Origin of the sequence: Flavobacterium arsenatis (genome assembly GCF_031456785.1) — a bacterium.
Taxonomy (GTDB): domain Bacteria; phylum Bacteroidota; class Bacteroidia; order Flavobacteriales; family Flavobacteriaceae; genus Flavobacterium; species Flavobacterium arsenatis.
The window spans coordinates 58,697-80,252 of sequence record NZ_JAVDVI010000016.1; the positions used below are offsets into that span (position 1 = coordinate 58,697).

Consider the following 21,556-nt stretch of genomic DNA (forward strand, 5'->3'; position numbering starts at 1 on the left):
TGGGTAATTTTGTCCTTATGAAAGCAGTGGCAAAACCTACGAATTTTTTAGACTACCTGACAGAGTTTGCCAATCCTGTTGACGATTCGTTTATAGACCTTTTAGAAAAATCCAGAGACTCGTTTACTTTTCTACCGCTCAAAAAGAATGATTTTTTGGTTAGAGAAGGCGAGGTTTGCCAGTATTTCTGCTATGTAGAAAGTGGCATCCTCCAACATTCTATTATGGTTGATGACGAGGAGAAGACAACTTATTTGGCTTTACGAAATTCTGTTACGAGTTCGCTTAATAGCTTTCTATTCAACAAGCCTTCACGAAAAAACATAAAGGCCATTTCAGATTGCGGATTATGGATTGTGGATTTGAAAACCTTCAAAAATTTGATTGAAAACAATGAAGCCTTCCATCAATTTTATTATAATCTGATTGAAAAACAACTTTGTCTTATTGATGATTATCGTATTGATTTGCTGACACTTTCACCAGAAGAGCGTTACCATAAATTATTGGCTACCGAACCTAAACTGCTTCAGGAAGTACCTCTTCACTACCTTTCTTCTTTTCTCGGAATTTCTTCAAGGCACATGAGCCGTATCCGAAAAAATATAAAATAACGCCATTTGGCTACTTGTTACAACTAATCTTTCCCTAATTTTGATTCAATACAATTATCAAAGCATTTTATTATGAAATCGCCATAAACAAGTTGTTTGCTTGCAAACACCAATGAAAATAAGCGATACCATATGTCCAATAAAAAACAATAAATTTTTACATATGAAATACCATCAGATTGACCGTAACTTATTTATAAAAAATCGTGCGAAATTCACGGCTCAAATGAAGCCAAACAGCGTTGCGATTTTTAATTCTAATGATATTTACCCGGTTTCGGCCGATAGCACTTTGCCTTTTGCACAACACCGCGACATCTTTTATTTAAGCGGAGTTGACCAAGAGGAAAGTATCTTGTTGCTTTTTCCAGATGCTCCTTATGACAACTTGAAAGAGATTCTGTTCCTGAAAGAAACCAACGAACATATTGCAATTTGGGAAGGCGAAAAGCTGACAAAAGAACGTGCTTTTGAAGTTTCGGGTGTGAAAACTGTGATTTGGTTGCAGGATTTCCATAAAACATTAAAGGAAATCATGGCCTATTCTGAAACCATTTACATCAATACAAACGAACATTATCGCGCTTCGATTGAAACTGAAACACGTGAAGCTCGCTTTGTAAAATGGTGGAAGGAAAATTATCCAGCTCATAAAGTAGAAAAATCAAACCCAATCTTGCAACGTTTACGTTCGGTAAAGGAAAGTGAAGAAATAGATTTGATTCAAAATGCGTGTAATATTACCGAAAAAGGTTTTAGAAGATTATTGTCATTCGTAAAACCAAATGTAACGGAATATGAAATCGAGGCCGAATTGATCCACGAATTTGTTCGCAACCGTTCAAAAGGGTTTGCTTATACTCCAATTATTGCTTCGGGAAATAATGCCAACGTTTTGCATTATATCGAAAACAACCAGCAATGTAAAGCGGGAGATTTAATCTTGTTGGATGTAGCTGCTGAATATGCCAATTATTCAAGCGATTTGTCGAGAACGATTCCTGTTTCTGGTAGATATTCTGACCGACAAAAAGCCGTTTACAATGCGGTTTTGAGAGTGAAAAACGAAGCCACAAAAATGCTTACACCAGGAACACTTTGGAAACAATATCACTTGGAAGTGGGTAAATTAATGACTTCTGAATTGTTAGGTTTGGGTCTTATTGACAAAGCCGATGTGCAGAACGAAAACCCAGATTGGCCCGCCTACAAAAAATATTTTATGCACGGAACTTCCCACCATATGGGACTTGACACGCATGATTATGGATTATTACACGAACCAATGCAGACGAATATGGTCTTTACGGTAGAGCCTGGAATTTATATTCCTGCCGAAGGTTTCGGAATCAGATTGGAAGATAATGTTGTCGTGCAAGAATCGGGAGAACCGTTTAATCTAATGCGAAATATTCCGATTGAAGTGGAAGAAATTGAGGGGTTGATGAATCGTTAGTGACCAGTGGTCAGTTTTCAGTCGCAGTTTACAGCTTAAATAAAATCGGTTTGCAATTGCAGACCGATTTTTTAATACCCAAAAGATAAATCCGTAGCATTCAACAATTCGTCCTCAATATTAAAATCATAAGTAAAATTTTGAATTTGCCATTCATGGTCTGGTTTATATAAAACAAAATTAAATCTGATGGGTTGCCTTTCATACTTCGCTAAACAACTTACCACTTTATAGCTGTCGCCAATATTTGAGACCTTTATTATTTCATATTTATGATACTTTCCTAAAAGTTTTACTGTTTCTGATAAGTTTTCACTAATAGAATCTTTTTGATTTTTATCAATCCCTTTAATCCATTTATTGCTATTGAAAACAAAATCAACAGCTTTTTCAGAACTGTAAACTTCATATTGATTAAAAAAATCTTCAACTATTTTTGGCGATTCTATTGCTTTTTCTTCTTCTTTATCCTTACAATTATACAAAGCAAATAGTGTAAAAATCAAGCAAACTATTCTAATTCTATTTTTCATATTATAATTTTCATCGAAGCTCTTACAGAGTGTCAAACAATAGTACTAATACCCCTAGTTTGTATCATTCTTTAATCAAATTGATTATTATCGTAGTGCAGTTGTACCTTCGTTATTTCAAATTTATTTATACGTTATTGAGTTGCTTTAAGTTTATAAATTAACCCGTTGGGTGTAATTACTATTTTTGCTAATTATTTTAGAAAAAGTAGGCAATTTACCCAAACTTGTCATTCCGACGAAGGAGGAAACTCTGCAATATGGAGCTCCTAATGGAGATTCCTCCTTCGTCGGAATGACAAAAAACGTCTTAAACCGAATTACACCCAACGGGTTATAAATTATAATAAATCCTAAAAAAAAAGCATCGTAAAATGCTGTAATTAAGGTAAGAAGGTTTGATAAATAATGAAACAATTTAACTCAACCAATAACAAGCCATAACAGCCGGAATAAAGTAAATCACGATGGTTCTGGCTCCATCATAATCCTTCGCCATTCGTTGTCCAACTAATAAAAAGATTAGGGTAATGCAGGAAAAAATAGCACCGTAAAGTCCGAACGTTCTTCCGTTATTGATGAGCAATTCGATACAGCCAGAAATGCACAAAATTCCCGAAATAAGTTCTAAAATCAATATCAGAAACAAGGAAAAAGGCACCATGTTTTTGATGGGGGTCGCTGCAAAATGTCCTTTCAACCAATCCAAATTGTCTTTCCAATACATCGTTTTGTCGTAGGCCGATTGGATGAACGTTACGGCTAAAAGAACCAATACTAAAATCGTGGCAATGTTGAACATAGTTTTATTTTTTATGAATTAAACGTGTTAATTTTATAGATAAATCGGTCAGGATGATCTTGGCATTTCCATTTCTTTCGATGTGGTAAATCGCATCCGAAAGTTCCTTAAAGATATCGTTTATGTTATTTCCATTCACAAAAGGAGCAAAGTTCTCCAGCTTGAATTTCTCAACCTTCGGCTCCATATATACCAAACTTGTGGTTTGATAATTCAATAGCAAAGCCTGACGGAACATATCAATACAAAACTGCAAAAACTTCTTCTGGGTTTCCCTTCCCAAGGTTGCAATTTGTTCGCTCCATTGGATTAAATCGTTGATGGCGGCGGCGTTTCCTTTTGCCCTGAAAGCGGCACGAACCCACAACACAAACCATTCTTCAAACGGCAATTCCTCGCCATCTTCGTGCAACAAATGCATCGCCTTGTTGAAATTTCCCTGAGCCTGATGGGCTACTTTTTTGGCTGTTCTTGGATCTACATTTTCACGTAAAACAAGTGCTTGGGCAATTACATTTTCGTTCAAGCCATTAAAGTGCAACACCTGACAACGCGAACGAATCGTTTGGATAATATCTTCTTCGTTTTCAGAAATCAAGATAAACAACGTCTTGTCTGTCGGCTCTTCCAACAATTTCAAAAGTTTGTTTGAGGAAGCAATGTTCATCTTGTCGGCCATCCAAATGATGATGACTTTATAACCACCTTCGTAGGATTTCAACGCCAAAGATTTCAGGATAGATTCAGCATCTTCAACCCGAATTTCGCCCTGTTTGTTCTGAACACCCAGCGTTCTATACCAATCAAACAAGCCTCCATAAGGATTTTGCTGCATAAAAGTCCGCCATTCGGTCAGGAAATCAATGCTCTTGGGTTTGGTTTTTACACTGTCGGTTGTTACAGTAGGGTAGATAAAATGCAAATCGGGATGCGAAATGTTATCGAATTTCAAGTTGCAACTCTCGTTTCCACCTTCATTTTCATTGCCTGAATTATTGCACAAAATATATTGAGCATAAGCAATCGCCATCGGCAAAGTACCGCTACCTTCTGGCCCCACAAACAATTGAGCATGCGGAATCCTTTCCGAAGACGCACTCTTGGTCAGATGGCTCTTGATGTATTCCTGTCCTAAAATTTCTGAAAACTGCATAGGGCAAAGATATTTAAAATGTAGGATTTAAAGAGTAAAGGATTTAAAGATTTAAAGAGTAAGAGACAAAAGGACGGAAAGATAAAAGGATGTAGAGTACGAACGAAATCTTTTAATCTTTCAATCCCTATGTCTTTTCAATCTTTCCATTCTTCCATCTTTTAATCTAATTTTCGAATCACCTTCGCAGGATTTCCAACCGCCAATGAATTATCTGGAATATCCTTCGTAACCACCGATCCGGCTCCAATTACACAACCATTTCCAATCGTCACACCGGGACAAATAACCGAGTTGCCACCAATCCAGCAATCATCGCCAATTACCACTGGTTTTGAAAGCTCCAAAACACATCGGGTTTCAATGTCCAAAGGATGCGAAGCAGTATAAATGTGAGCTCCAGGACCCACCATCACATTCGAGCCAATCTTGATTTTCATCGTATCTAAAACCACGCAGTTCACATTGAAATAGACGTTTTCGCCACACTCAATATTATACCCATAATCACAGTGGAAAGGCGGTTCAAGATGCACCACGCCTTTGCTGTTCGGAATCAATTCCGCAATCAGCTTTCGGGTGTTTTTGTTCATCCAATACTCCGTTACGTTGATCTTATGGAGCAACTTTTTGGCTCGAATCCGCTCGGCAGACAGTTCTTTATCGGTGGCGAGATACAATTCTCCCGAGAGCATTTTTTCTTTTTCGGTTTTCATTTTATGATTTTTAAGGCTTCTTCAAATATAATTGAAATGAGTTTAGGGGGGAATTATTTTAGTAGATTTGTTTTGAGAATCTATTATTATGTAAATTGGAATCATATAACTTTTTATACCCTACAAATGATATATTCAAGATTAGCATTTGATATTTTAGATTTATTCTTTGACGGGGAATTAAATGCTGAATTGTTTAAAAATCAAATTAAGGATTTAAACATTTATGAAATTGAATACACTGGATTTGGTGCTTTTATAAGTTTTAAAAATCATCCTGAAATTTATAAATTCAGAGCACAATATGGCTCTTTAAAAGAAAATAAATCAATAATATCAGATGGGGTTATCATAAAAAATCCCACCTTAAACATAGAAGCAAGCGCTGTTATTTTTATAGAGGATGGAATCATTGAATCAATAGAAATATTTAATTACAATGGTTATGAATATCCACAATCTGAACTTGAACATTACGAAGTAAGCCAAAACTGGGGAGATTTTAAAAGAAAAATAATCCGATGATGATTTTCCAGCCTCTGGAATTATTATAATTATGATTTGCGGAATATTTTCTAATGTATCGGGAACTTAATAAATAACCAAAACTTCTACATTATAACCCCCAACTCAGCTTTCGGTCTAACCGGCATGTTGACATCACCATACATCTCCTTTATATTTTCCTCAATCGTCAAGCTGATGGAACTCAGCGGAGCATCGTCCATCCTATTTTCAAACGGGTCTTCGGTTCGTTCACCAACGTAGTCTAAAGCTAGGAATACAAAATTGATTACAATCGAAAGCGGGATATTCACCCAACCCAATTCCTCTATAAACGCAAACGGAATCAATGTCCCGTGGATGGTTACAAAAACTCTTGAAAAAAAACTATAGGGTCTTGGCAAAGGCGTGTTTTTAATCCTTTCACTCATTCCCTGATGGTTGTTAAATTCCGTCAAAGTCTCACTCAATTTTACGAATCTGAAATCCGTCAGCCAACCGTTTTCAAAGGCCGTTTTCAAATCATCGCCCTGAAGTTTTAGCAAGTAATTCGGCGGATTCTTCTTCGTCAACATTTCGTAGAATTCCTCATCACTAAGGAATTTCTTGATTTCGCCATAGCCGTTTTTCACCTCAACAATTTCCTTAATGTTCGTGTCATTATACTCATATTTCCGACGCAAAAACACCCTCAAGGCATTCACAAAGGCAATATGACGATATAATAATCGGGCTTGAAGCGATTCCCTTTCTTCATTTTTTTCGCCATTCGGCATAATCATAGTCAGCACCTCTCTCGCCCAAGCACGGCTGTAGTTTACAATCAAGCCCCATATTTTTCTAGCTTCCCACCATCTTTCATAGGCGTTATTGTTCTTAAAACCCAGATAAATAGCCAAAGCCGTACTCAAAGTCGCAACCGCATTAAAGGGAATGCTGAGTTCCCGAATATCAAAGATTTCATGAAGCACAAAAACCGATACCGAAAGTACCACAAAATAAAGTAACTTCAATCGGGTATAATATATAATGTGTCTCCATTTGAGATTTCTAGAAATGATCATAGCTGATTTTTATTGTAGATATTAAAATTAACAATTTCTAGTCACCACCTCAAGTCCTTATCATTTTCTTAAGATACTTTTATGGAGTTTTTGATTTTAATAAATATATTTTCAGTAACTATAAATTTTTGAAGGATTTATTAGAATATATTAAAAATCGGGAAAGCACAATTGGAATTATATCGTTTTCGTGATTCAAAAACCTTTTTTTTGCACTTTCCATAATTTGTCGCTTCCCTAAAAAAGCTATATTTGTTTTTCATAAACTACAAATATTTAAAAAACAACATAATGAAAACACTTCAGGACTTTAATTTCAAGGATAAAAAAGCATTAATTCGTGTAGATTTCAACGTGCCTTTGGATGAAAATTTTAAGGTTACAGATGCAACCCGTATCGAAGCCGCAAAACCAACCATCGACAAGATTTTGGCAGATGGCGGTAGCGTAATCCTAATGTCACACCTTGGAAGACCAAAAGGAAAAGAAGACAAATATTCATTGAAACATATTGTAAAGAAAGCATCAGAAATTTTAGGCGTAGAAGTAAAATTCGCCGAAGATTGCAAAGGTGAAGTGGCAAAAAAAGCTTCAGAAGAATTGAAAGCCGGAGAAGTTTTATTGCTGGAAAACCTTCGTTTTTATGCAGAAGAAGAAGCTGGAGATGTTGATTTTGCTAAAGAATTGGCTTCTCTTGGAGATATTTATGTAAACGATGCTTTCGGAACAGCTCACAGGGCTCACGCTTCTACAACAATTATAGCTCAATTTTTCCCGAACGATAAATGCTTCGGAACTTTGCTTGCAAAAGAAATCGAAAGCTTGAACAAGGTTTTAAAAGATTCAGAAAAACCAGTAACCGCCATTTTGGGAGGTTCAAAAGTATCTTCTAAAATCACCGTTATTGAGAATATTTTAGATAAAGTAGACCATATGATTATTGGTGGCGGAATGACTTTTACTTTCGTGAAAGCTCAAGGAGGAAAAATTGGAGATTCCATCTGTGAAGACGACAAGCAAGAACTTGCACTTGAAATCCTGAGATTGGCAAAAGAAAAGAATGTTCAAATTCATATTCCAGTTGATGTTGTAGCGGCAAATGCTTTTTCAAACGATGCCGAAACGCAAATCGTTGACGTAGACAAAATTCCAGACGGATGGCAAGGTTTGGATGCAGGTCCGAAATCTTTGGAGAACTTCAAAAAAGTGATTTTAGAGTCGAAAACGATCCTGTGGAATGGACCACTTGGTGTTTTTGAAATGGAAAATTTTGCAAACGGAACCATCGAATTAGGTAATTTCATTGCAGAAGCTACAGAAAAAGGTGCTTTTTCACTTGTTGGTGGAGGAGATTCTGTTTCGGCCGTAAAACAATTCGGTTTGGAGGACAAAATGAGCTATGTTTCCACTGGTGGCGGGGCTATGCTTGAAATGTTGGAAGGAAAAACTTTGCCAGGAATTGCAGCAATTTTAGACTAAGGAATCACAATTAACAATATTTACAAAATTTTTAAGTTATAACATTAGGCGTTTTTGTTATAAGATTATTATGTTTGCATTATCATGCAATTAATTGAAATATAGTTAATTGAAATTTTAGCAGGCAAATCTGCATTCCTAAACGTAAATAATATCGAATTATAAATTTCCATTTTTGGCACGATTATTCGTCCTCTGGAAACATAAAAATGTAAATATGATTACAAGAAAAAGTATCCTTCCACTTCTATTGATGTTTTCCGGAGCAGCTTTTGCACAGGACACCACAAAGACAGAAGCAAGCCTTGTTCCTGAAATAAAACTTTCCTATCTGGACTCTATAAAAGCAACTTTTGTGCACGATGAAATTGCAGCATGTGTTGATAGTTTATGGATGAAAGAGCTTACCGACCAAGACATTTATGCCGATTTATCAACCTTCATCAAAAGTGTAAATCTGGATGAAAAGGTGGATTATCCTGAATTATCCACAGCGTTATTGAAAGAGCGTTTGAAAGAAATGGATGCACGTTCTCCTTTCAACATCGAATATAATCCTGGATTGGAAAACCTCATCAAATCGTTCCTAAAAAACAGAAAGCAGGCTTTTGCCAGACAAATGGCCTTGTCGGAATATTATTTTCCGGTTTTCGAAGAAGCTTTGGCCAGAAAAAATGTGCCTTTGGAAATCAAATACCTTGCTATCGTAGAATCGGCTTTGAACCCGAAAGCAGTTTCAAGAGTTGGTGCTACGGGACTTTGGCAATTCATGCTTCAAACAGGAAAAGAATACAACCTAAATGTTGATTCTTATGTTGATGAAAGAAGCGATATCTTGAAATCAAGCGAAGCTGCGGCACAATATATGGTGAACATGCACCGTATTTTTGGCGACTGGGAATTGGTTTTGGCATCCTATAATTCAGGTGCCGGAAACGTAGCAAAAGCCATCAGAAGATCAGGCGGAAAACAGAATTTTTGGAACATAAAGGATTATCTTCCTAAGGAAACACAAGCTTATGTGCCAGCTTTCTTGGCTACAATGTATATTTATGAGTACCACAAAGAGCACGGAATTGTTCCGAATAGGGCTATCGTAAAGCATTTTGAAACGGATACGATTATGATCAAAAAACAGATGTCTTTCAAGCAAATTTCCGACTTGGTTGATATTCCTGTTTCGCAATTGCAACTTTTGAATCCGTCTTATAAAATGAATGTAGTTCCTGTTTACTCAAACAAGCCACATTTCTTGAGACTTCCTAAAGACAAGATTGGGATTTTTACTTCAAACGAAGAGAAGATTTATGCTTATGTGCAACATGAATCGGAAAAAAGAGAGTTGCCTTTTGAAAATTCAAGATGGGCTTCGGCTAAAAAAGACACTTCAGATAGAAACAGCTATGCTACCAAAACAAAAATCCATACTGTGAGAAGAGGAGAAAGCCTTGGCGCAATTTCCAATAAATATGGCGTTTCGGTTGCCGAACTTAAAAAGTGGAATAACTTGAAAGGAAATAGCATTGGTTATGGTAAGAACTTGAAAATCGTGACTTCCGAAAAAGTAAAAACACTTCCATCAGAAGTTAAGCCTTTACCAGATAAAGAAGAGAATACAGCCATTGCTTCAAATGAAAGCAAACCCGAAACTGCTGAAACCGCTGAATATTATACCGTTCAAAAAGGAGACAACTTGAACAGTATTGCTAAGAAATTTGGTGTTACTATTGCCGAATTGAAAGAGATGAACAATATGGAAGACACCAATGTCATGTTGGACACAAAACTAAAAATCATCAAAGGTGAAAATGTTGAAATAGCGGATTTGAAAGAGAAGACAGCTTCTAAAACATCCAACTACTATATCGTTCAAAAAGGAGACAATCTTGGTGCAATTGCCAAAAAACAAGACGTTACTGTTGCTCAAATCCAAGAATGGAACGATCTAAAGGATACCAATGTGCAACTTGGTGCAAAACTTTTAATCCTAAAAGAAAGCAACAAACAATCAAATGATGAGGTTGTGGCTTCGGCTAAAAAAACAACAAAAAACTCTCACTATTTGGTTCAAAAAGGTGATTCATTGTTCAAGATTGCTCAAAAATATCCTGGGATTACAGTTTCTGACATCAAAAAATGGAACGGTATTAGCGGTAACGATTTGAAACCGGGAATGAAACTAAAAATCAGCGGATAATTCCAAGATTTATATTTTAGCTTGTTTTAAAAATAAGTACTTTTATAAAAAATTTTTATTCCTTATGTGGTTTCTCAATCACATAAGGAATTTAAGTTTTAAACCCAATCCGAAATCAACTCGAATCGCATGTTGCAGAAAGTTAAAACACGTTTAGGCATTTTCAATCTAAGTAAATTAGGTGTATTGGCGTTGTTTTTTGTCTGCATCAATCTTTTTTCTTGTGATGAAAACAAAAAGGCTTCGGTTACGAAATCTACCGGTAAAATCAATTCCCTATCTATTGTCATCAGTGATCAATTATGGAATGGCGAAGTTGGCGACAGTCTCAGAAAAAAATTTGCAGCTCCTGTTGACGGACTTACACAAGAAGAACCTTTGTTTACAATTACCCAGCTTCCGGTGAAAATATTAGAAGGCTATAAAACCATCAGCCGAAACGTAATCATCATCAAACGGGAAGAAAAAAATTATTACAAATTTGAGAAAAATGAATTTGCAAAGCCCCAGAATGTTGTGCATATTTCAGGAAACAATGTGGGGGAAATTATTGAACACATTGAAAAAAATGGTGATTCGATTGTAGATTTATTCAAGCAAACCGAGATTTTAAAAAGTCAGGAAATCATCAATGCATCCTTGCTTGACGACAAGAAGATTCAAGATAAATTTAAAATTTCCTTGAAAATCCCCTCCACCTACAAATATGTCCTGCAGAAGCGGAACTTTATCTGGGTCAAAAAAGAAATCTTGAGCGGAAACACAAGCGTGGTTATTTACAAAGTTCCTTTTAGAACTATTTTGAAAAACGACGATATTGTTACTAATATAATAGAAATGCGCGATTCCTTTGGTGGAAAATACATCAAGGGAAAAAAGCCAAATACAAAGATGATTACCGAAGAATCCTATTCGCCTTATTTTATGAACATGATTTTAGACAACAAGAGAACCTATGAAACCAAGGGAACTTGGGAGCTGAAAGGCGATTTTATGTCGGGTTCGTTCATCAATTATGCGATTATGAACCGTGAGAAAAGAGAATTTGTGGTTATTGAAGGGTTTTGTTATGCTCCATCAAACGACAAACGTGATTTGATGCACGAACTCGAAGCCATTATAAAATCTGTAAAATTTATAAAATAGAATGACCATACAATTCAAAACAAAGGCTTTTAAGGAGCTTTCTGGCGAAGAACTATACCAAATTCTACGATTGAGAAGCGAAGTCTTTGTTGTGGAGCAAAATTGTGTTTATCAGGACATCGACGGCAAAGATCAAAAGGCGTTGCACGTTATTGGCGAATTTGAAGATAGAATTGTCGCTTACGCTAGAATTTTTAAAGCTGGAGCCTATTTCGAAAATGCTTCAATAGGAAGGGTAATTGTTGATGCCAACTATCGCGACAAGAAATGGGGTCACGATTTGATTAAAGCTTCTATTTTGGGAATCCAGCATCATTTCGGCGAAAGCCAGATTACCATTTCGGCTCAATTGTATTTACAGAAATTCTACGAAGGCCATGGATTTGTTGTGGTTGGCGAAACGTATTTGGAAGATGGGATTCCGCATGTGGAGATGGCAAGAGATTAAACCTTCGTAATCAAAAGCTCAACCCTCCTATCGTATTCTGGACCTTTTCCTAGTGGAACGGTATTTCCATAACCTTTAAAAGTCATTCTTTTTTCAGGTATTTTCTTTAATTTCAGGTATTTAAAAACAGCTTCTGCCCTATTGTGGGATAATTTTCTTTTCCTAGTATGACGGTCGATGGCTTCTTTTTGAAAATTCGGTGTACAGCAAACATGACCTTGGATTTCGAACTCAACGTTTTTGTGTTTCAATAAAAGCTTGGCCATCCTGTCAAGTTCTTTTTTTGACTTTAAGGTTAGTACGCTACTTCCTCTATCAAAAAGCAAATTATCAAGGTAGATACGGTCTCCAACGGTGGGATTTTTACTAATAGTATTATGGAAATAGCCGGGAATCTGAATTTTTGGAAGTGGTTTGAAGTTCAAGACAACATCGACTCTGCGGTTTTTTGAACGTACTTCTGGAAGATTTTCAACCACATCATCGTCTATTAAAACTCGTCCCTTTCCTTCAATTGTAACAATTACTTTATTTTTAATTCCATTTTTAATGAATTCCTGCTGGATCGTATTGGCTCTATTTTGAGATAGCTTGACATTGTAAGCATCTTTTCCCCTATCGTCACAATAACCAAAAATTTCAATGGATTCAATTCGGGTAGAATCAACGGTTTTGACAAAAGCAACCACATCTGACAATTGCTTTGCCTTGAGATTAAATTTATCAAATTCAAAATATACGGAATGCACAACTTCTTCCTGGGCATTCATCAAACCAAAAAGAAACAGGGGTAAGATTTTTAAAAATTTCAACATTATCTTGCAAGTATTTTGTTGTATTGTGCTTGGTTGTTCAAGAGGCCAACTGCCTTTTTAATTTCAGAATTGTTCTTGAGGTAATAGTTGTATAAACCTTCCTTGTATTGGTATCTTAAAATGATTTCATCAAGGATAAGGTTCTTGATTTCCTTTTGAAATTTATCCAATTGAGAAGTTTCGCTTTTTTGAAGAGCCGTCAACAAGGATTGATATTCAGCCGTGATGGATTCATCAATTTTTTCCTTTTTGGCTATTTCTAGTGTTTTTTTCAAGGCCAATTCGGTTTCGGTATCAAACGAAAATTTCTCTGCTTTTAGGAATTGTTTGAAAGCCGTATAATCTGCATCTGTTATCGTGGGAATCTTATCTCCAAGATTTGGGTTTTTATAATAATAGCTCGTTACATAATTAAAAATACCGTCGTTTTTTTCAAGCGATTCAGAAATGGCACTCAATTTTGTTTCCTCCAATTCCACATCTGGCAGGATTCCTCCACCATCATAAACCGTTCTTCCTTTTCGGGTTTTAAAAGCTGTGTAGTTCTTTTCATCGGTTCTTGTGGCTTTTCCGCTGGCGTCTTTTTTAGAATAATCCAAAGCTTGGATACATCTGCCGGAAGGCGTATAATACCTAGAAATGGTTACTTTCACTTGAGTTCCATAGGTCAAATCAATTGGTCGTTGCACCAAGCCTTTTCCAAAACTTCTACTTCCAACAATTACTGCACGGTCTAAATCCTGCAAGGCTCCCGCCACGATTTCAGATGCCGAAGCACTTTTTCCATCCACCAAAACAATTAGCGGAATCTCTAAATCCACAGGATCTTTAGTGGTTTTATAGGTGTTGTTGTGCTTTTCGATTTTTGATTTTGTAGTAACAATTACTTCATTCTTCGGAACAAATAAATTACAGATGTTTACAGCTTCGTTCAAAAGTCCGCCTGGATTTCCCCTCAAATCAAGGATGATTCTTTGAGCTCCGTCTTTTTTCAATTTCTCCAAAGCATCTTTGGTTTCTGTAGAAGCTTTTTGGTTGAATTGCGAGAGCACGATATAACCCGTAGTTTCATCCACCTTTCCAAAGAACGGAACTGCTTTTACATCTACTTCTTCCAAAACAAGCTGTGTGGAATTTACCTTACCTTGACGTTTATACTTGATGTCGATCTTGGCATTTTTAGCACCTTTCAGCAATTGTGACGCATCTTCCTTGAAATCTTCGAGATTCACATCGCCAATCTGGATGATTTCGTCTCCAGCTTTCAAACCGGCTTTATCGGCAGGATAGTTTTTGTAAGGTTCCTTGATGATGACTTTGCCTTCTTTTCTGGTAATGATGGCTCCAATTCCGGTATATTCTCCAGTGCTGTTGATTTTGAATTTCACTACATCCTGCTCGTTGAAATAGATGGTGTAAGGATCTAAATCCGTCAGCATGCTTTTGATGGCCTTGTCCATCATTTCGCCCGGATTGGTCTGGTCCACATAGTTCATGTTGACGGTCTTGAACAATTCGGTAAAAATTTCTATCTGTTTGGCAATGGCAAAAAAGTCGTCTTTAAAGCTTGTTCCGATGAATAGAAAGCCGGTTGCAACAACGGGAAGGATGTATTTTTTTTTGAATGAAGTAAGCATATTTTGTGTTTATTTATTTTTTCTAAATCGTTTTCTGATAAAGAAAATCAAGGCTACTAAAATAAGAATAAAAGGCCAAACTTCTATTAACCAGATAAAGAAACTTGAAATTCCATTAAATCCCGTTTGAATGGCATTCCAAATCTTGGAACCGTATGAAACAGTGATGCCTTCTTCTTGAGCAATTGTCTTATAAAATTCGATGCTGACCATACTCATTGCCACCTGGCTTTGCAAATATTTGAGCTGTCCTTCCTTGGATTCAATTTCCTCTCTAATGGTCGAAAGTTGTGCTTCAATTTCAAGCATTTCAGATACTTTTGTTGCTTTTTTCAATAGCTCCAGATAGCGTTTCTCCAGTTCTTTTTTAGTTTTGAGTCGGGCTTCGGTGTCAATATAACGTTCGGTTACATCTTCGGAACTTATCTCTTTTGTATCAAAATAGGCAACACCTTTCGATACATCAGCAATAAAAGCATCAAAAGAAGTACTCGGAATTCTAACGGTCATCCTTTTGAATGCAGAATTATATTCTTTTCCTTCAAAATCGTTTTCGATGTTTCCTTTATACTTTTGAACGGCAGATTGAATGTTTCCGAAAGTGTTTTTAAGGTCTTGGGTTTGAAATTTAAGAGTGCCGGTCTTAATGATTTTTGCTGAAATCTTTTGTGAAGGAGGCGGAGGTGCATTCATATTCTTGCTTTCTGAAGTATCATAATCAACAGATGGAATTGCCAGATTCATCATTGAAACTTCGGTTTCTGAATCTGCATATTGTTTGCAACTTGAAAAAAGTAAAAGAAAGAAAAAGGAGGTCAATATAAGCTTCATAGGGTTATGATTTAGAATATTGAAACGCAAAAAACAATTCAAATAGTATGATGTAGTTCTAGAAACGATTGATTAGCAGTCTAAAACAAAAACAACTGGTTTACTTCTTGTTTTGGTGGTTAATTTCCAGCAAAAATTTCTCAAACAGCTGAACCGTCTTGGTATTGATTTCTTCGTAAGACAAACGGTCTTTTGTTTGGTAGAAAAACATAAAAACATAAGGTTCCGGCAAATTATCCATCAGCAAATGCTTGTTCAAACGATAGGTTTCGCGCAAAACCCTTTTGAAATAATTTCTATCGACGGCTTTCTTGAAATATTTCTTGGAAACAGAAACACCCATCTTGCTGTTCTTGTCATATTCAACATCGGCTTTTCGGTACACCAATCTTAACGGATATTTTGATACCGATTTCCCTTCGGAAAAAAGTAGGTTGATGGCAGTTCGGCTTTTTAGCTTTTCGGCTTTTGGATAGGAAAAATTCATGGTGCTGTTTGAAGCTTATTGGGCAAAGTTACAAAAGCTTGGCGTTAATGAAGGATTTAAAACAAAAACTAGCAACCGTTTTTTCTCTAAAGCGTTAAGATTGCATAACAATTTCATAACTTTAACCGTTCTTTTTTCTCGAATTGAAAATATTTATGCTTAAAAAAACACTTTTGTTTATTTTTACTTTACTCTGTTCTTTTCTTTTTTCGCAAGAAAAAGAACAAAATCTAGCATTAGGTTTTAGCTATGGTATTGGAGATGAAGTTAAAAACACAAATTACACTTATACGAATCGGTATTTGAAAGGACAGTTTTATTATTCTTTCCTAACGGTAAAAAACTTTAAATTGGAGTTGTTGCTTCAACCCGAAATCAATTTTGCAAAACACCAACTCTTGAATCTCTATTTTGTGACTCCAGAAGAACCTGATTTTGAAGCAAAAAGGGAAGCTTATACAAAATTAAAAGACATCCGGGAATATGTGTTAAATGTGGGTTTAGTAATTAGGAAACCAATTACAGATACTTTCAGTATATATGCCTTGTTGAGTATTGGGCCAATGATTACGGATACAGAAACCGAACGATTGTCCAAAGGTTTTGCCTTTTCGGATGTTTTGGGAATCGGATTTTCGTTGAAAACTAAAAAAGTAACATTCGACGTTCGACCAAATTTTCGTCATACTTCCAATGCAGGATTGCAAAACTCCAATGCAGGATTTAATACCTATAACATCGAGGCTGGAATTATTTTTCCTCTTTAATTATCATAAACATTATACACAATCTTCACATCTCCATAATTAATGTAAAACTGCTTGCGATTATCCTGATTTTTTCGAGTAACAATTAAAATCGTACATAGATTTCCGTTTAAATCGGCACATTTTAACGGAATGGTATCATCATCTTCCGTAACAACTTTTTCGCCATAGGCCAAAATCTTGTAGTATTGAACTTCTTGGGAGTTTACGGTTATCTTGTCGTTTTTTCCGTCAAGCGTAATAATGACTGCTGTTTCTTGAAACTTGCTCCATTCGCCCCAGTTTCCGTTGTCTTTTTTCTCAACAACACTGTAACTTTCGGCCTTGAAGCGATAGACTTGAGCAGATGCTTCTGTTATCGAAAAAAACAGAAAACAGAATATGAAAAAGGTTCTTAGGAAGTTCATAGTTTTTATTTTATGTTGGCAAAACTACAAATTCTATTCCATAAATCTAAAATAGAATTTTAGGCGTGTTTAATTAGCTTTTTGGCAATGTCGTTCAATTCGTTTCGGTGTTGATCTACATAGGTCAATCCTGCCTGAATCAATTCATAGATGTTCTTCGTTGAAACATCATCCATTTCTGGGGAAGCATTTTTTAGCGAAGGCATCAGCCTGTGGTAGTTCTTGGCGTTCCGAGGGCCAAGGGTTTCATACATCTTCCTGATATGGTAATCAGTTGTTTCAACATTGGCCGAAAGCAGGATATCAATCAAAGGCTGGATCCATTTTACTTTTCCGGCTTTTTCAAACTGACGGAAGGTGTAAGGCTTCAAGACTTCTCCCGTTCCTACCGAAACGATGACCATATCGGCAATTGTTGGAAAATCTTTCTTAGACGGATCATTGAGGACTTTTGAAAATTCGATCTTTCTAGCTTCTGCGTAAGCACATAGTGCAGGATTATTGGCATAAACGCCACCGTCTATGAGGGTGAATTCCTGACCGTAGAGTGATTTTATCTTGGCAGGTTCAAAATAAGTTGGAGCTGCAGATGTAGCCCTGCAAACATCCTTCACATAAAAATTCTCAAGGCTTGAAGGTGCTTCATGGCTGGTAAAAAATTTTGCTTTGCGATGAAAAATATCATAGGAAGTGATTAGGCTAGGCTTTATGAAATCCTTGAGCTGCAGGTTGCCGAATACTTCGTTGAGTTGTTTCTCCAAGCCATGCTGTGAGATCTTTTCGCTGAAAAGCCCAAACGGATTGATGATGTGTTGCCAGAAGGAAACATTAAAGATGGTGTCGCCGTGTTTTGCATAGAGGTCGAGGGCGGTTTCCACCGAGTATTTTGCTTTTCCATCGTTGTCTGGAAAAAGCAGGACGGAGGCTAGGATCCCGCCTGTGCTGGTTCCGGCAACTAGATCAAAGTAGTCGCCAATTTTTGCTGTGGGATGATCTAGTTTTTGGAGCTGTTCTTCGATGTATTTTAGGATAACGCAGGTGATGATACCTCGGATGCCACCTCCATCGAGGCTGAGGATTCTGATTTTTTTGGTCATAGCTTTTTGGTTTTTAGGTTTTGGGGTCATTTTTATTAGATTTTAGGATAGTATTATATATCCGTTTTTGTCTTTTTTTAGTTTTGATAATTTTCTCCAACTGTTGAAGTTTCCTTTTTCGAAGTGGGGCATGTCCTTGAAGGTTTTCCAGTTGCCTCCCCATTCCCATCCGTAGAGTGCGAAAATTTTCACACATTCATACCAGTCGGCTATTTTGTCGTTGTCCCAATCTTTTTTAGTGTCCCATGAAGCAGTTTTGCCTTCAATGATGAGGCAAATGTCAACGGCAAAACCATAGTTGTGTATCGATTGTCCGCCTTTGGCATTGGTAATCTTTTTGCCGGGAGCTGTTCTGCCTTGAGCGTACATCGCATCTTGTTCGGCATTGTTGCGTAAGCCTTGCGTGATTCGGATTTTTGCTTTTCCGGTTAGGGCTTTATCGCATTGGGCAATTATTTGGGTTACTTCTTCTCGAACTGAGGGATGAAGTTTTGCTATTCGTTATTTTGTTGGTGCATCCATGATTTGTTGGTTATTAAATGGCTATACAAATATAAAAGAAAAAAATCTAATAATAAAATTAATTAGAGGAAAATATTACCCCAAAGAGAATTGCGTTTTGAGATTGGGGTTTATAGTTGTTGGTTTGAAAGTTCAAGTAGCGGGTTTGAATTTCCAAGATTGTATTTTGAAAAGGCCAAGTTTCGGATTGGTAAAAACCCGACAGTGTTTAGCCCATCGGGTTGGTTGGAATTTTTAAAATAAATCTAACAAAACAAGATTCAAGTCACTTTACAAACCTTTTTAAAATAATAAAAGCCATGAATTTCATGGTTTTTGGTTTTTTGATTTTGTTGGTGGGCACGGATTGCAATCCGCACTAACTGTTTAGATATCCGTGCAGTCGGGTTTATTAATTTAATTTTCTGTTTTTCCAATCTAAAGGATTGTTTCTTATTTTTTCAGCTAACATGTCTAAAAAACTTCTCCTTGACTGTCATATTTGTCTTTTTCTTCTTGGTTTAATTCAATGTCAACTTCAAATTGAGCAACAGTTCCACATAATACTGAAAAAATAAGCATATTGTTATTGCTATATAAACTGTAGTTCCAATCTTTTTTTATTATTATGTCCATAATTAGTTAAAATGGTTTCTTTATAAATTCCCTTTGGGTTTTCTTTAATCAAAGATTATAGGAATTTCTGTGCTTTTATTATAGTCTTCAACAGATTTAATAATCTGTTTCTTTATATCTTCTGTTATAATTTCATTTTCAAAAGGAGGATCCCATTTGATAATAGAAAATATATCTGCATAGAACTCAGGGGTTATTGTTAATTCACCCGTAAGAAGCAAGATTTTTGCGTCTTCAAATTCAATTCTGACAGCATCCCTCGTGCCGGTTATTTTTTTTACTTTCATCATATTATCTTTTAAAAATTATTTTTTCCTGCTTAGTTTTTGGGTCTATAGTTGTAATTTTAGTAACATTTAAATTATTTTTTAAAGCAGGGAGTTCTTTATTCTCCCAGATATTTCCTTTTCTCAAACTTTTTCCTATAACAGCTCTTATCTCGCCTGATACTTGATTTGCATATGTTTTCGAAATTTCCTCCCATATTTTCACAGTGTTTATATTACTTGAATCCCATTCTGGCATCGGAATTTTATTTTTTTCAATTAAGTTTTCCAATGTTGTTCCATTTTTAGAAATTGCTATATCAAGGCTAATATGCTGTCCTCCGATTCCTTCTGTCCTTCCTGACCAAAAAAAAGCTTCATCTATTTTAGTTTTTAGTTTTAAAGCATACTTAGAAGCAAAAGAACTAACTTTATAAAATGCATCTAAAATTTCATCTAATTTCCCTTGTCTTACAGTCCACAACCCCGATAGCGCGGATTTGCAATCCGTGCCCATAAAGATTATTTAAACAAAGCTAGCAAAACAATATTCAATTCATTTTCTAAACCTTCTTTAAAATATAAAAAGCCATGGATGTTCATGGCTTTGGTTTTTGTTTGTAGGCACGGATTGCAAAACCGAGCGAACTGTTGTGAATATCCGCGCGGTCGGGTCTGGTAATCCTTTTACAGTTATATAGATGGTATTAGCTCTCTATTTGTAAATGATTCATAATTATTCCTAATTTTTTCGGCTAACTCTTTTAATTGTTGAAAATCGTAATTTTCCTCATTATTCTCTAAAATAAAACTTTTAGAAACATCAACAAAGCTGTTATGAAATACTACACTAATGACTTTTTTTTCACCATATTGATAAAGAATAAAATCCCAATTATTTTTCTCTAACTCTTTTTTCATAATAAATATTTTTTTATTTAACGTATAATTTTAGCAATATAATCAATTCCTTCTTTCATCCCTTCCGTTTTAATAATCGCTTCCAGGTTTTTTTCTGGCAACATTCCTCCTGGTAACCATTTTGAATTAGTACCAAACTCATTACCACTAGGCATAAATATTTTATTCTTAGAAGATAATTTAAAATCAATTCGCATAACTTGTCCGTTATTTAACTGCTGAATTGAAATGCCTAATTTCCTAGATTGTTCGTTAAGTGGAAGCTTTAATATTTTATCTATTTCAGATTTTGTTGAAACAAATTCCGTCTTGCCTAAATCAGGCTTTCCCACTCCAAACCTATCGTAGTCATCTTTTAGCACAATTCTTGAGGCAATTCCTTCATCTTCAAACTTTTTTAAATGTTGTAAAATATATTCCTTTTTAAGGTATTCAAAAGGATCGGGTCTTTCGTGTTTGGCAATTGCTAAAATTTTTTCTCTACTAAAGCCCTTTAAAAAGGGTACTCCACCATTTTTGAAAATTTCTTCTATTCCCTGTTTTAATTTTGCTCCTCTTGCAGTCCATAATTCATCTAAACTTTCTCGAACCTGTTTTGCTGTTCCTTGTGCAATAACTTCACCTTTGTAGATAGCAGCATATTCGACAGCCTTAATTATTAAGTTGCTTAAACAAAAAAACACTTTGAAATATTTCAAAGTGTTTCTAATTAATTATTTTCTTCTATAAAAGTTTTAAATTTTTCCATAAAATCTATAAACTCCGAATATGACCATTTAAAGTCTTCGCTTTCTTGTTTGGTATGCCAGTCAAAGAAATAAACCTCATCAGGATAAACCACAATAATTAAATCACTTCCTTCTACCTGATATTCATATCTGTTTTCTTCTGTTGCTTCTTTGGATTTATCTATAATTCTTTGGATTTCAGAAGATGTCCAGCCATGCCAAGCGATTTGAAAAAGAGATTTTTCATTTTCTTTGAGTGAATCATAATCTACTCCATAATCATACGTGATTTTATCTTTAGGCATAGTCCCATAACTAAAATCTATTTTTGCGAATTTATAACTCATTTTC

26 protein-coding genes are annotated in these 21,556 nt (G+C 35.7%); 8 read left to right on the forward strand and 18 right to left on the reverse strand.

Translation table 11 applies throughout. The annotated features are described in order from the left end of the window. The first annotated feature begins 17 nt into the window (after nucleotides 1-17). Together J2X31_RS15560 and J2X31_RS15565 are read left to right on the forward strand one after the other, a co-directional pair. The gene (locus J2X31_RS15560) at nucleotides 18-614 is read left to right on the forward strand and encodes a Crp/Fnr family transcriptional regulator (RefSeq protein WP_310027917.1); all 597 of its coding nucleotides are present in this window, start codon (nucleotides 18-20) and stop codon (nucleotides 612-614) included. A gap of 163 nt (nucleotides 615-777) precedes the next feature. Next, the gene (locus J2X31_RS15565; protein WP_310027919.1) at nucleotides 778-2,070 is read left to right on the forward strand and encodes an aminopeptidase P family protein; all 1,293 of its coding nucleotides are present in this window, start codon (nucleotides 778-780) and stop codon (nucleotides 2,068-2,070) included. 71 nt (nucleotides 2,071-2,141) lie between these two features. Here the strand turns inward: J2X31_RS15565 and J2X31_RS15570 are convergent, their stop codons facing one another. From J2X31_RS15570 to J2X31_RS15585, 4 genes are all read right to left on the reverse strand, one after another. Next, on the reverse strand, nucleotides 2,142-2,603 hold the full coding sequence (locus tag J2X31_RS15570) for a hypothetical protein (RefSeq protein WP_310027920.1): 462 nt from the start codon (nucleotides 2,601-2,603) through the stop codon (nucleotides 2,142-2,144). Nucleotides 2,604-3,021: 418 nt separating this feature from the next. Continuing rightward, entirely contained in the window at nucleotides 3,022-3,405 is a 384-nt protein-coding gene (locus J2X31_RS15575; protein ID WP_310027922.1) for a DoxX family protein, read from the reverse strand. Between the two features lie 4 nt (nucleotides 3,406-3,409). Continuing rightward, complete coding sequence (locus J2X31_RS15580; RefSeq protein WP_310027924.1) at nucleotides 3,410-4,558, reverse strand: DNA polymerase III subunit; 1,149 nt, start codon at nucleotides 4,556-4,558, stop codon at nucleotides 3,410-3,412. A 161-nt stretch (nucleotides 4,559-4,719) separates the two neighbouring features. Then, nucleotides 4,720-5,274, reverse strand: coding sequence for a sugar O-acetyltransferase (locus J2X31_RS15585; protein ID WP_310027925.1), 555 nt, complete (start codon nucleotides 5,272-5,274; stop codon nucleotides 4,720-4,722). 126 nt (nucleotides 5,275-5,400) lie between these two features. On the opposite strand from J2X31_RS15585, the gene J2X31_RS15590 reads away from it, so the two are divergent. Further along, the gene (locus tag J2X31_RS15590; RefSeq protein WP_310027926.1) at nucleotides 5,401-5,799 is read left to right on the forward strand and encodes a hypothetical protein; all 399 of its coding nucleotides are present in this window, start codon (nucleotides 5,401-5,403) and stop codon (nucleotides 5,797-5,799) included. Between the two features lie 86 nt (nucleotides 5,800-5,885). Here the strand turns inward: J2X31_RS15590 and J2X31_RS15595 are convergent, their stop codons facing one another. Beyond that, nucleotides 5,886-6,842 carry a bestrophin family protein gene (locus J2X31_RS15595; protein WP_310027928.1) on the reverse strand — a complete coding sequence of 319 codons (957 nt, stop codon included), beginning with the start codon at nucleotides 6,840-6,842 and terminating at the stop codon, nucleotides 5,886-5,888. A gap of 291 nt (nucleotides 6,843-7,133) precedes the next feature. Here J2X31_RS15595 and J2X31_RS15600 point away from each other — a divergent pair, with 291 nt between their 5' ends. The 4 genes from J2X31_RS15600 to J2X31_RS15615 all read left to right on the forward strand — a co-directional run bounded on the left by J2X31_RS15600 (nucleotide 7,134) and on the right by J2X31_RS15615 (nucleotide 12,112). Then, the gene (locus tag J2X31_RS15600; protein WP_310027929.1) at nucleotides 7,134-8,321 is read left to right on the forward strand and encodes a phosphoglycerate kinase; all 1,188 of its coding nucleotides are present in this window, start codon (nucleotides 7,134-7,136) and stop codon (nucleotides 8,319-8,321) included. A 217-nt stretch (nucleotides 8,322-8,538) separates the two neighbouring features. After that, on the forward strand, nucleotides 8,539-10,518 hold the full coding sequence (locus tag J2X31_RS15605) for a LysM peptidoglycan-binding domain-containing protein (RefSeq protein WP_310027931.1): 1,980 nt from the start codon (nucleotides 8,539-8,541) through the stop codon (nucleotides 10,516-10,518). Nucleotides 10,519-10,647: 129 nt separating this feature from the next. Beyond that, complete coding sequence (locus J2X31_RS15610) at nucleotides 10,648-11,664, forward strand: DUF4837 family protein (RefSeq protein WP_310027933.1); 1,017 nt, start codon at nucleotides 10,648-10,650, stop codon at nucleotides 11,662-11,664. Between the two features lies 1 nt (nucleotide 11,665). Beyond that, the gene (locus tag J2X31_RS15615) at nucleotides 11,666-12,112 is read left to right on the forward strand and encodes a GNAT family N-acetyltransferase (protein WP_310027935.1); all 447 of its coding nucleotides are present in this window, start codon (nucleotides 11,666-11,668) and stop codon (nucleotides 12,110-12,112) included. Here J2X31_RS15615 and J2X31_RS15620 read toward each other — a convergent pair. The 4 genes from J2X31_RS15620 to rnpA all read right to left on the reverse strand — a co-directional run bounded on the left by J2X31_RS15620 (nucleotide 12,109) and on the right by rnpA (nucleotide 15,882). Then, on the reverse strand, nucleotides 12,109-12,927 hold the full coding sequence (locus J2X31_RS15620) for an OmpA family protein (RefSeq protein ID WP_310027937.1): 819 nt from the start codon (nucleotides 12,925-12,927) through the stop codon (nucleotides 12,109-12,111). The genes J2X31_RS15615 and J2X31_RS15620 overlap by 4 nt on opposite strands. Next, a complete protein-coding gene (locus J2X31_RS15625; protein WP_310027939.1) occupies nucleotides 12,927-14,564 on the reverse strand; it encodes a S41 family peptidase in 1,638 nt (545 codons plus the stop codon). Before J2X31_RS15625 ends, J2X31_RS15620 begins: the two co-directional genes overlap by 1 nt. A gap of 9 nt (nucleotides 14,565-14,573) precedes the next feature. Next, entirely contained in the window at nucleotides 14,574-15,395 is an 822-nt protein-coding gene (locus J2X31_RS15630; protein ID WP_310027941.1) for a DUF4349 domain-containing protein, read from the reverse strand. A 100-nt stretch (nucleotides 15,396-15,495) separates the two neighbouring features. Then, complete coding sequence (gene rnpA, locus J2X31_RS15635) at nucleotides 15,496-15,882, reverse strand: ribonuclease P protein component (protein ID WP_310027943.1); 387 nt, start codon at nucleotides 15,880-15,882, stop codon at nucleotides 15,496-15,498. A 155-nt stretch (nucleotides 15,883-16,037) separates the two neighbouring features. Between rnpA and J2X31_RS15640 the strand changes: the two genes are divergently transcribed. Beyond that, nucleotides 16,038-16,649 carry an acyloxyacyl hydrolase gene (locus J2X31_RS15640; protein ID WP_310027945.1) on the forward strand — a complete coding sequence of 204 codons (612 nt, stop codon included), beginning with the start codon at nucleotides 16,038-16,040 and terminating at the stop codon, nucleotides 16,647-16,649. Here J2X31_RS15640 and J2X31_RS15645 read toward each other — a convergent pair. From J2X31_RS15645 to J2X31_RS15685, 9 genes are all read right to left on the reverse strand, one after another. Beyond that, on the reverse strand, nucleotides 16,646-17,056 hold the full coding sequence (locus J2X31_RS15645; protein ID WP_310027947.1) for a hypothetical protein: 411 nt from the start codon (nucleotides 17,054-17,056) through the stop codon (nucleotides 16,646-16,648). The genes J2X31_RS15640 and J2X31_RS15645 overlap by 4 nt on opposite strands. A 59-nt stretch (nucleotides 17,057-17,115) precedes the next feature. Beyond that, complete coding sequence (locus J2X31_RS15650; RefSeq protein ID WP_310027951.1) at nucleotides 17,116-18,153, reverse strand: patatin-like phospholipase family protein; 1,038 nt, start codon at nucleotides 18,151-18,153, stop codon at nucleotides 17,116-17,118. Between the two features lie 42 nt (nucleotides 18,154-18,195). After that, on the reverse strand, nucleotides 18,196-18,651 hold the full coding sequence (locus J2X31_RS15655) for a M15 family metallopeptidase (RefSeq protein ID WP_310027977.1): 456 nt from the start codon (nucleotides 18,649-18,651) through the stop codon (nucleotides 18,196-18,198). Between the two features lie 477 nt (nucleotides 18,652-19,128). Further along, nucleotides 19,129-19,290, reverse strand: a complete 162-nt coding sequence (locus J2X31_RS15660; protein WP_310027954.1) for a hypothetical protein — start codon at nucleotides 19,288-19,290, stop codon at nucleotides 19,129-19,131. A 44-nt stretch (nucleotides 19,291-19,334) separates the two neighbouring features. After that, nucleotides 19,335-19,580: an Imm74 family immunity protein gene (locus tag J2X31_RS15665; RefSeq protein ID WP_310027955.1), complete on the reverse strand. Its 246-nt coding sequence runs from the start codon at nucleotides 19,578-19,580 to the stop codon at nucleotides 19,335-19,337. Nucleotide 19,581: 1 nt separating this feature from the next. Further along, a complete protein-coding gene (locus J2X31_RS15670; protein WP_310027956.1) occupies nucleotides 19,582-20,073 on the reverse strand; it encodes a hypothetical protein in 492 nt (163 codons plus the stop codon). A 176-nt stretch (nucleotides 20,074-20,249) separates the two neighbouring features. Then, nucleotides 20,250-20,477 carry a hypothetical protein gene (locus tag J2X31_RS15675; RefSeq protein WP_310027957.1) on the reverse strand — a complete coding sequence of 76 codons (228 nt, stop codon included), beginning with the start codon at nucleotides 20,475-20,477 and terminating at the stop codon, nucleotides 20,250-20,252. A gap of 17 nt (nucleotides 20,478-20,494) precedes the next feature. Then, a complete protein-coding gene (locus tag J2X31_RS15680) occupies nucleotides 20,495-21,175 on the reverse strand; it encodes a hypothetical protein (RefSeq protein WP_310027958.1) in 681 nt (226 codons plus the stop codon). A gap of 11 nt (nucleotides 21,176-21,186) precedes the next feature. Continuing rightward, nucleotides 21,187-21,552 carry a hypothetical protein gene (locus tag J2X31_RS15685; RefSeq protein WP_310027960.1) on the reverse strand — a complete coding sequence of 122 codons (366 nt, stop codon included), beginning with the start codon at nucleotides 21,550-21,552 and terminating at the stop codon, nucleotides 21,187-21,189. Nucleotides 21,553-21,556 lie beyond the last annotated feature (4 nt).

Coding starts and splice junctions, on each gene's coding strand:
- J2X31_RS15605 (WP_310027931.1), top strand. CDS start 8,539: ATGATTACAAGAAAAAGTATCCTTCCACTTCTATTGATGTTTTCCGGA.
- J2X31_RS15670 (WP_310027956.1), bottom strand. CDS start 20,073: ATGGGCACGGATTGCAAATCCGCGCTATCGGGGTTGTGGACTGTAAGA.
- J2X31_RS15600 (WP_310027929.1), top strand. CDS start 7,134: ATGAAAACACTTCAGGACTTTAATTTCAAGGATAAAAAAGCATTAATT.
- J2X31_RS15660 (WP_310027954.1), bottom strand. CDS start 19,290: ATGGACATAATAATAAAAAAAGATTGGAACTACAGTTTATATAGCAAT.
- J2X31_RS15560 (WP_310027917.1), top strand. CDS start 18: ATGAAAGCAGTGGCAAAACCTACGAATTTTTTAGACTACCTGACAGAG.
- rnpA (WP_310027943.1), bottom strand. CDS start 15,882: ATGAATTTTTCCTATCCAAAAGCCGAAAAGCTAAAAAGCCGAACTGCC.
- J2X31_RS15645 (WP_310027947.1), bottom strand. CDS start 17,056: ATGAACTTCCTAAGAACCTTTTTCATATTCTGTTTTCTGTTTTTTTCG.
- J2X31_RS15610 (WP_310027933.1), top strand. CDS start 10,648: ATGTTGCAGAAAGTTAAAACACGTTTAGGCATTTTCAATCTAAGTAAA.
- J2X31_RS15620 (WP_310027937.1), bottom strand. CDS start 12,927: ATGTTGAAATTTTTAAAAATCTTACCCCTGTTTCTTTTTGGTTTGATG.
- J2X31_RS15575 (WP_310027922.1), bottom strand. CDS start 3,405: ATGTTCAACATTGCCACGATTTTAGTATTGGTTCTTTTAGCCGTAACG.
- J2X31_RS15640 (WP_310027945.1), top strand. CDS start 16,038: ATGCTTAAAAAAACACTTTTGTTTATTTTTACTTTACTCTGTTCTTTT.
- J2X31_RS15565 (WP_310027919.1), top strand. CDS start 778: ATGAAATACCATCAGATTGACCGTAACTTATTTATAAAAAATCGTGCG.
- J2X31_RS15685 (WP_310027960.1), bottom strand. CDS start 21,552: ATGAGTTATAAATTCGCAAAAATAGATTTTAGTTATGGGACTATGCCT.
- J2X31_RS15630 (WP_310027941.1), bottom strand. CDS start 15,395: ATGAAGCTTATATTGACCTCCTTTTTCTTTCTTTTACTTTTTTCAAGT.
- J2X31_RS15580 (WP_310027924.1), bottom strand. CDS start 4,558: ATGCAGTTTTCAGAAATTTTAGGACAGGAATACATCAAGAGCCATCTG.
- J2X31_RS15650 (WP_310027951.1), bottom strand. CDS start 18,153: ATGACCAAAAAAATCAGAATCCTCAGCCTCGATGGAGGTGGCATCCGA.
- J2X31_RS15570 (WP_310027920.1), bottom strand. CDS start 2,603: ATGAAAAATAGAATTAGAATAGTTTGCTTGATTTTTACACTATTTGCT.
- J2X31_RS15665 (WP_310027955.1), bottom strand. CDS start 19,580: ATGATGAAAGTAAAAAAAATAACCGGCACGAGGGATGCTGTCAGAATT.
- J2X31_RS15595 (WP_310027928.1), bottom strand. CDS start 6,842: ATGATCATTTCTAGAAATCTCAAATGGAGACACATTATATATTATACC.
- J2X31_RS15615 (WP_310027935.1), top strand. CDS start 11,666: ATGACCATACAATTCAAAACAAAGGCTTTTAAGGAGCTTTCTGGCGAA.
- J2X31_RS15585 (WP_310027925.1), bottom strand. CDS start 5,274: ATGAAAACCGAAAAAGAAAAAATGCTCTCGGGAGAATTGTATCTCGCC.
- J2X31_RS15590 (WP_310027926.1), top strand. CDS start 5,401: ATGATATATTCAAGATTAGCATTTGATATTTTAGATTTATTCTTTGAC.
- J2X31_RS15675 (WP_310027957.1), bottom strand. CDS start 20,477: ATGAAAAAAGAGTTAGAGAAAAATAATTGGGATTTTATTCTTTATCAA.
- J2X31_RS15625 (WP_310027939.1), bottom strand. CDS start 14,564: ATGCTTACTTCATTCAAAAAAAAATACATCCTTCCCGTTGTTGCAACC.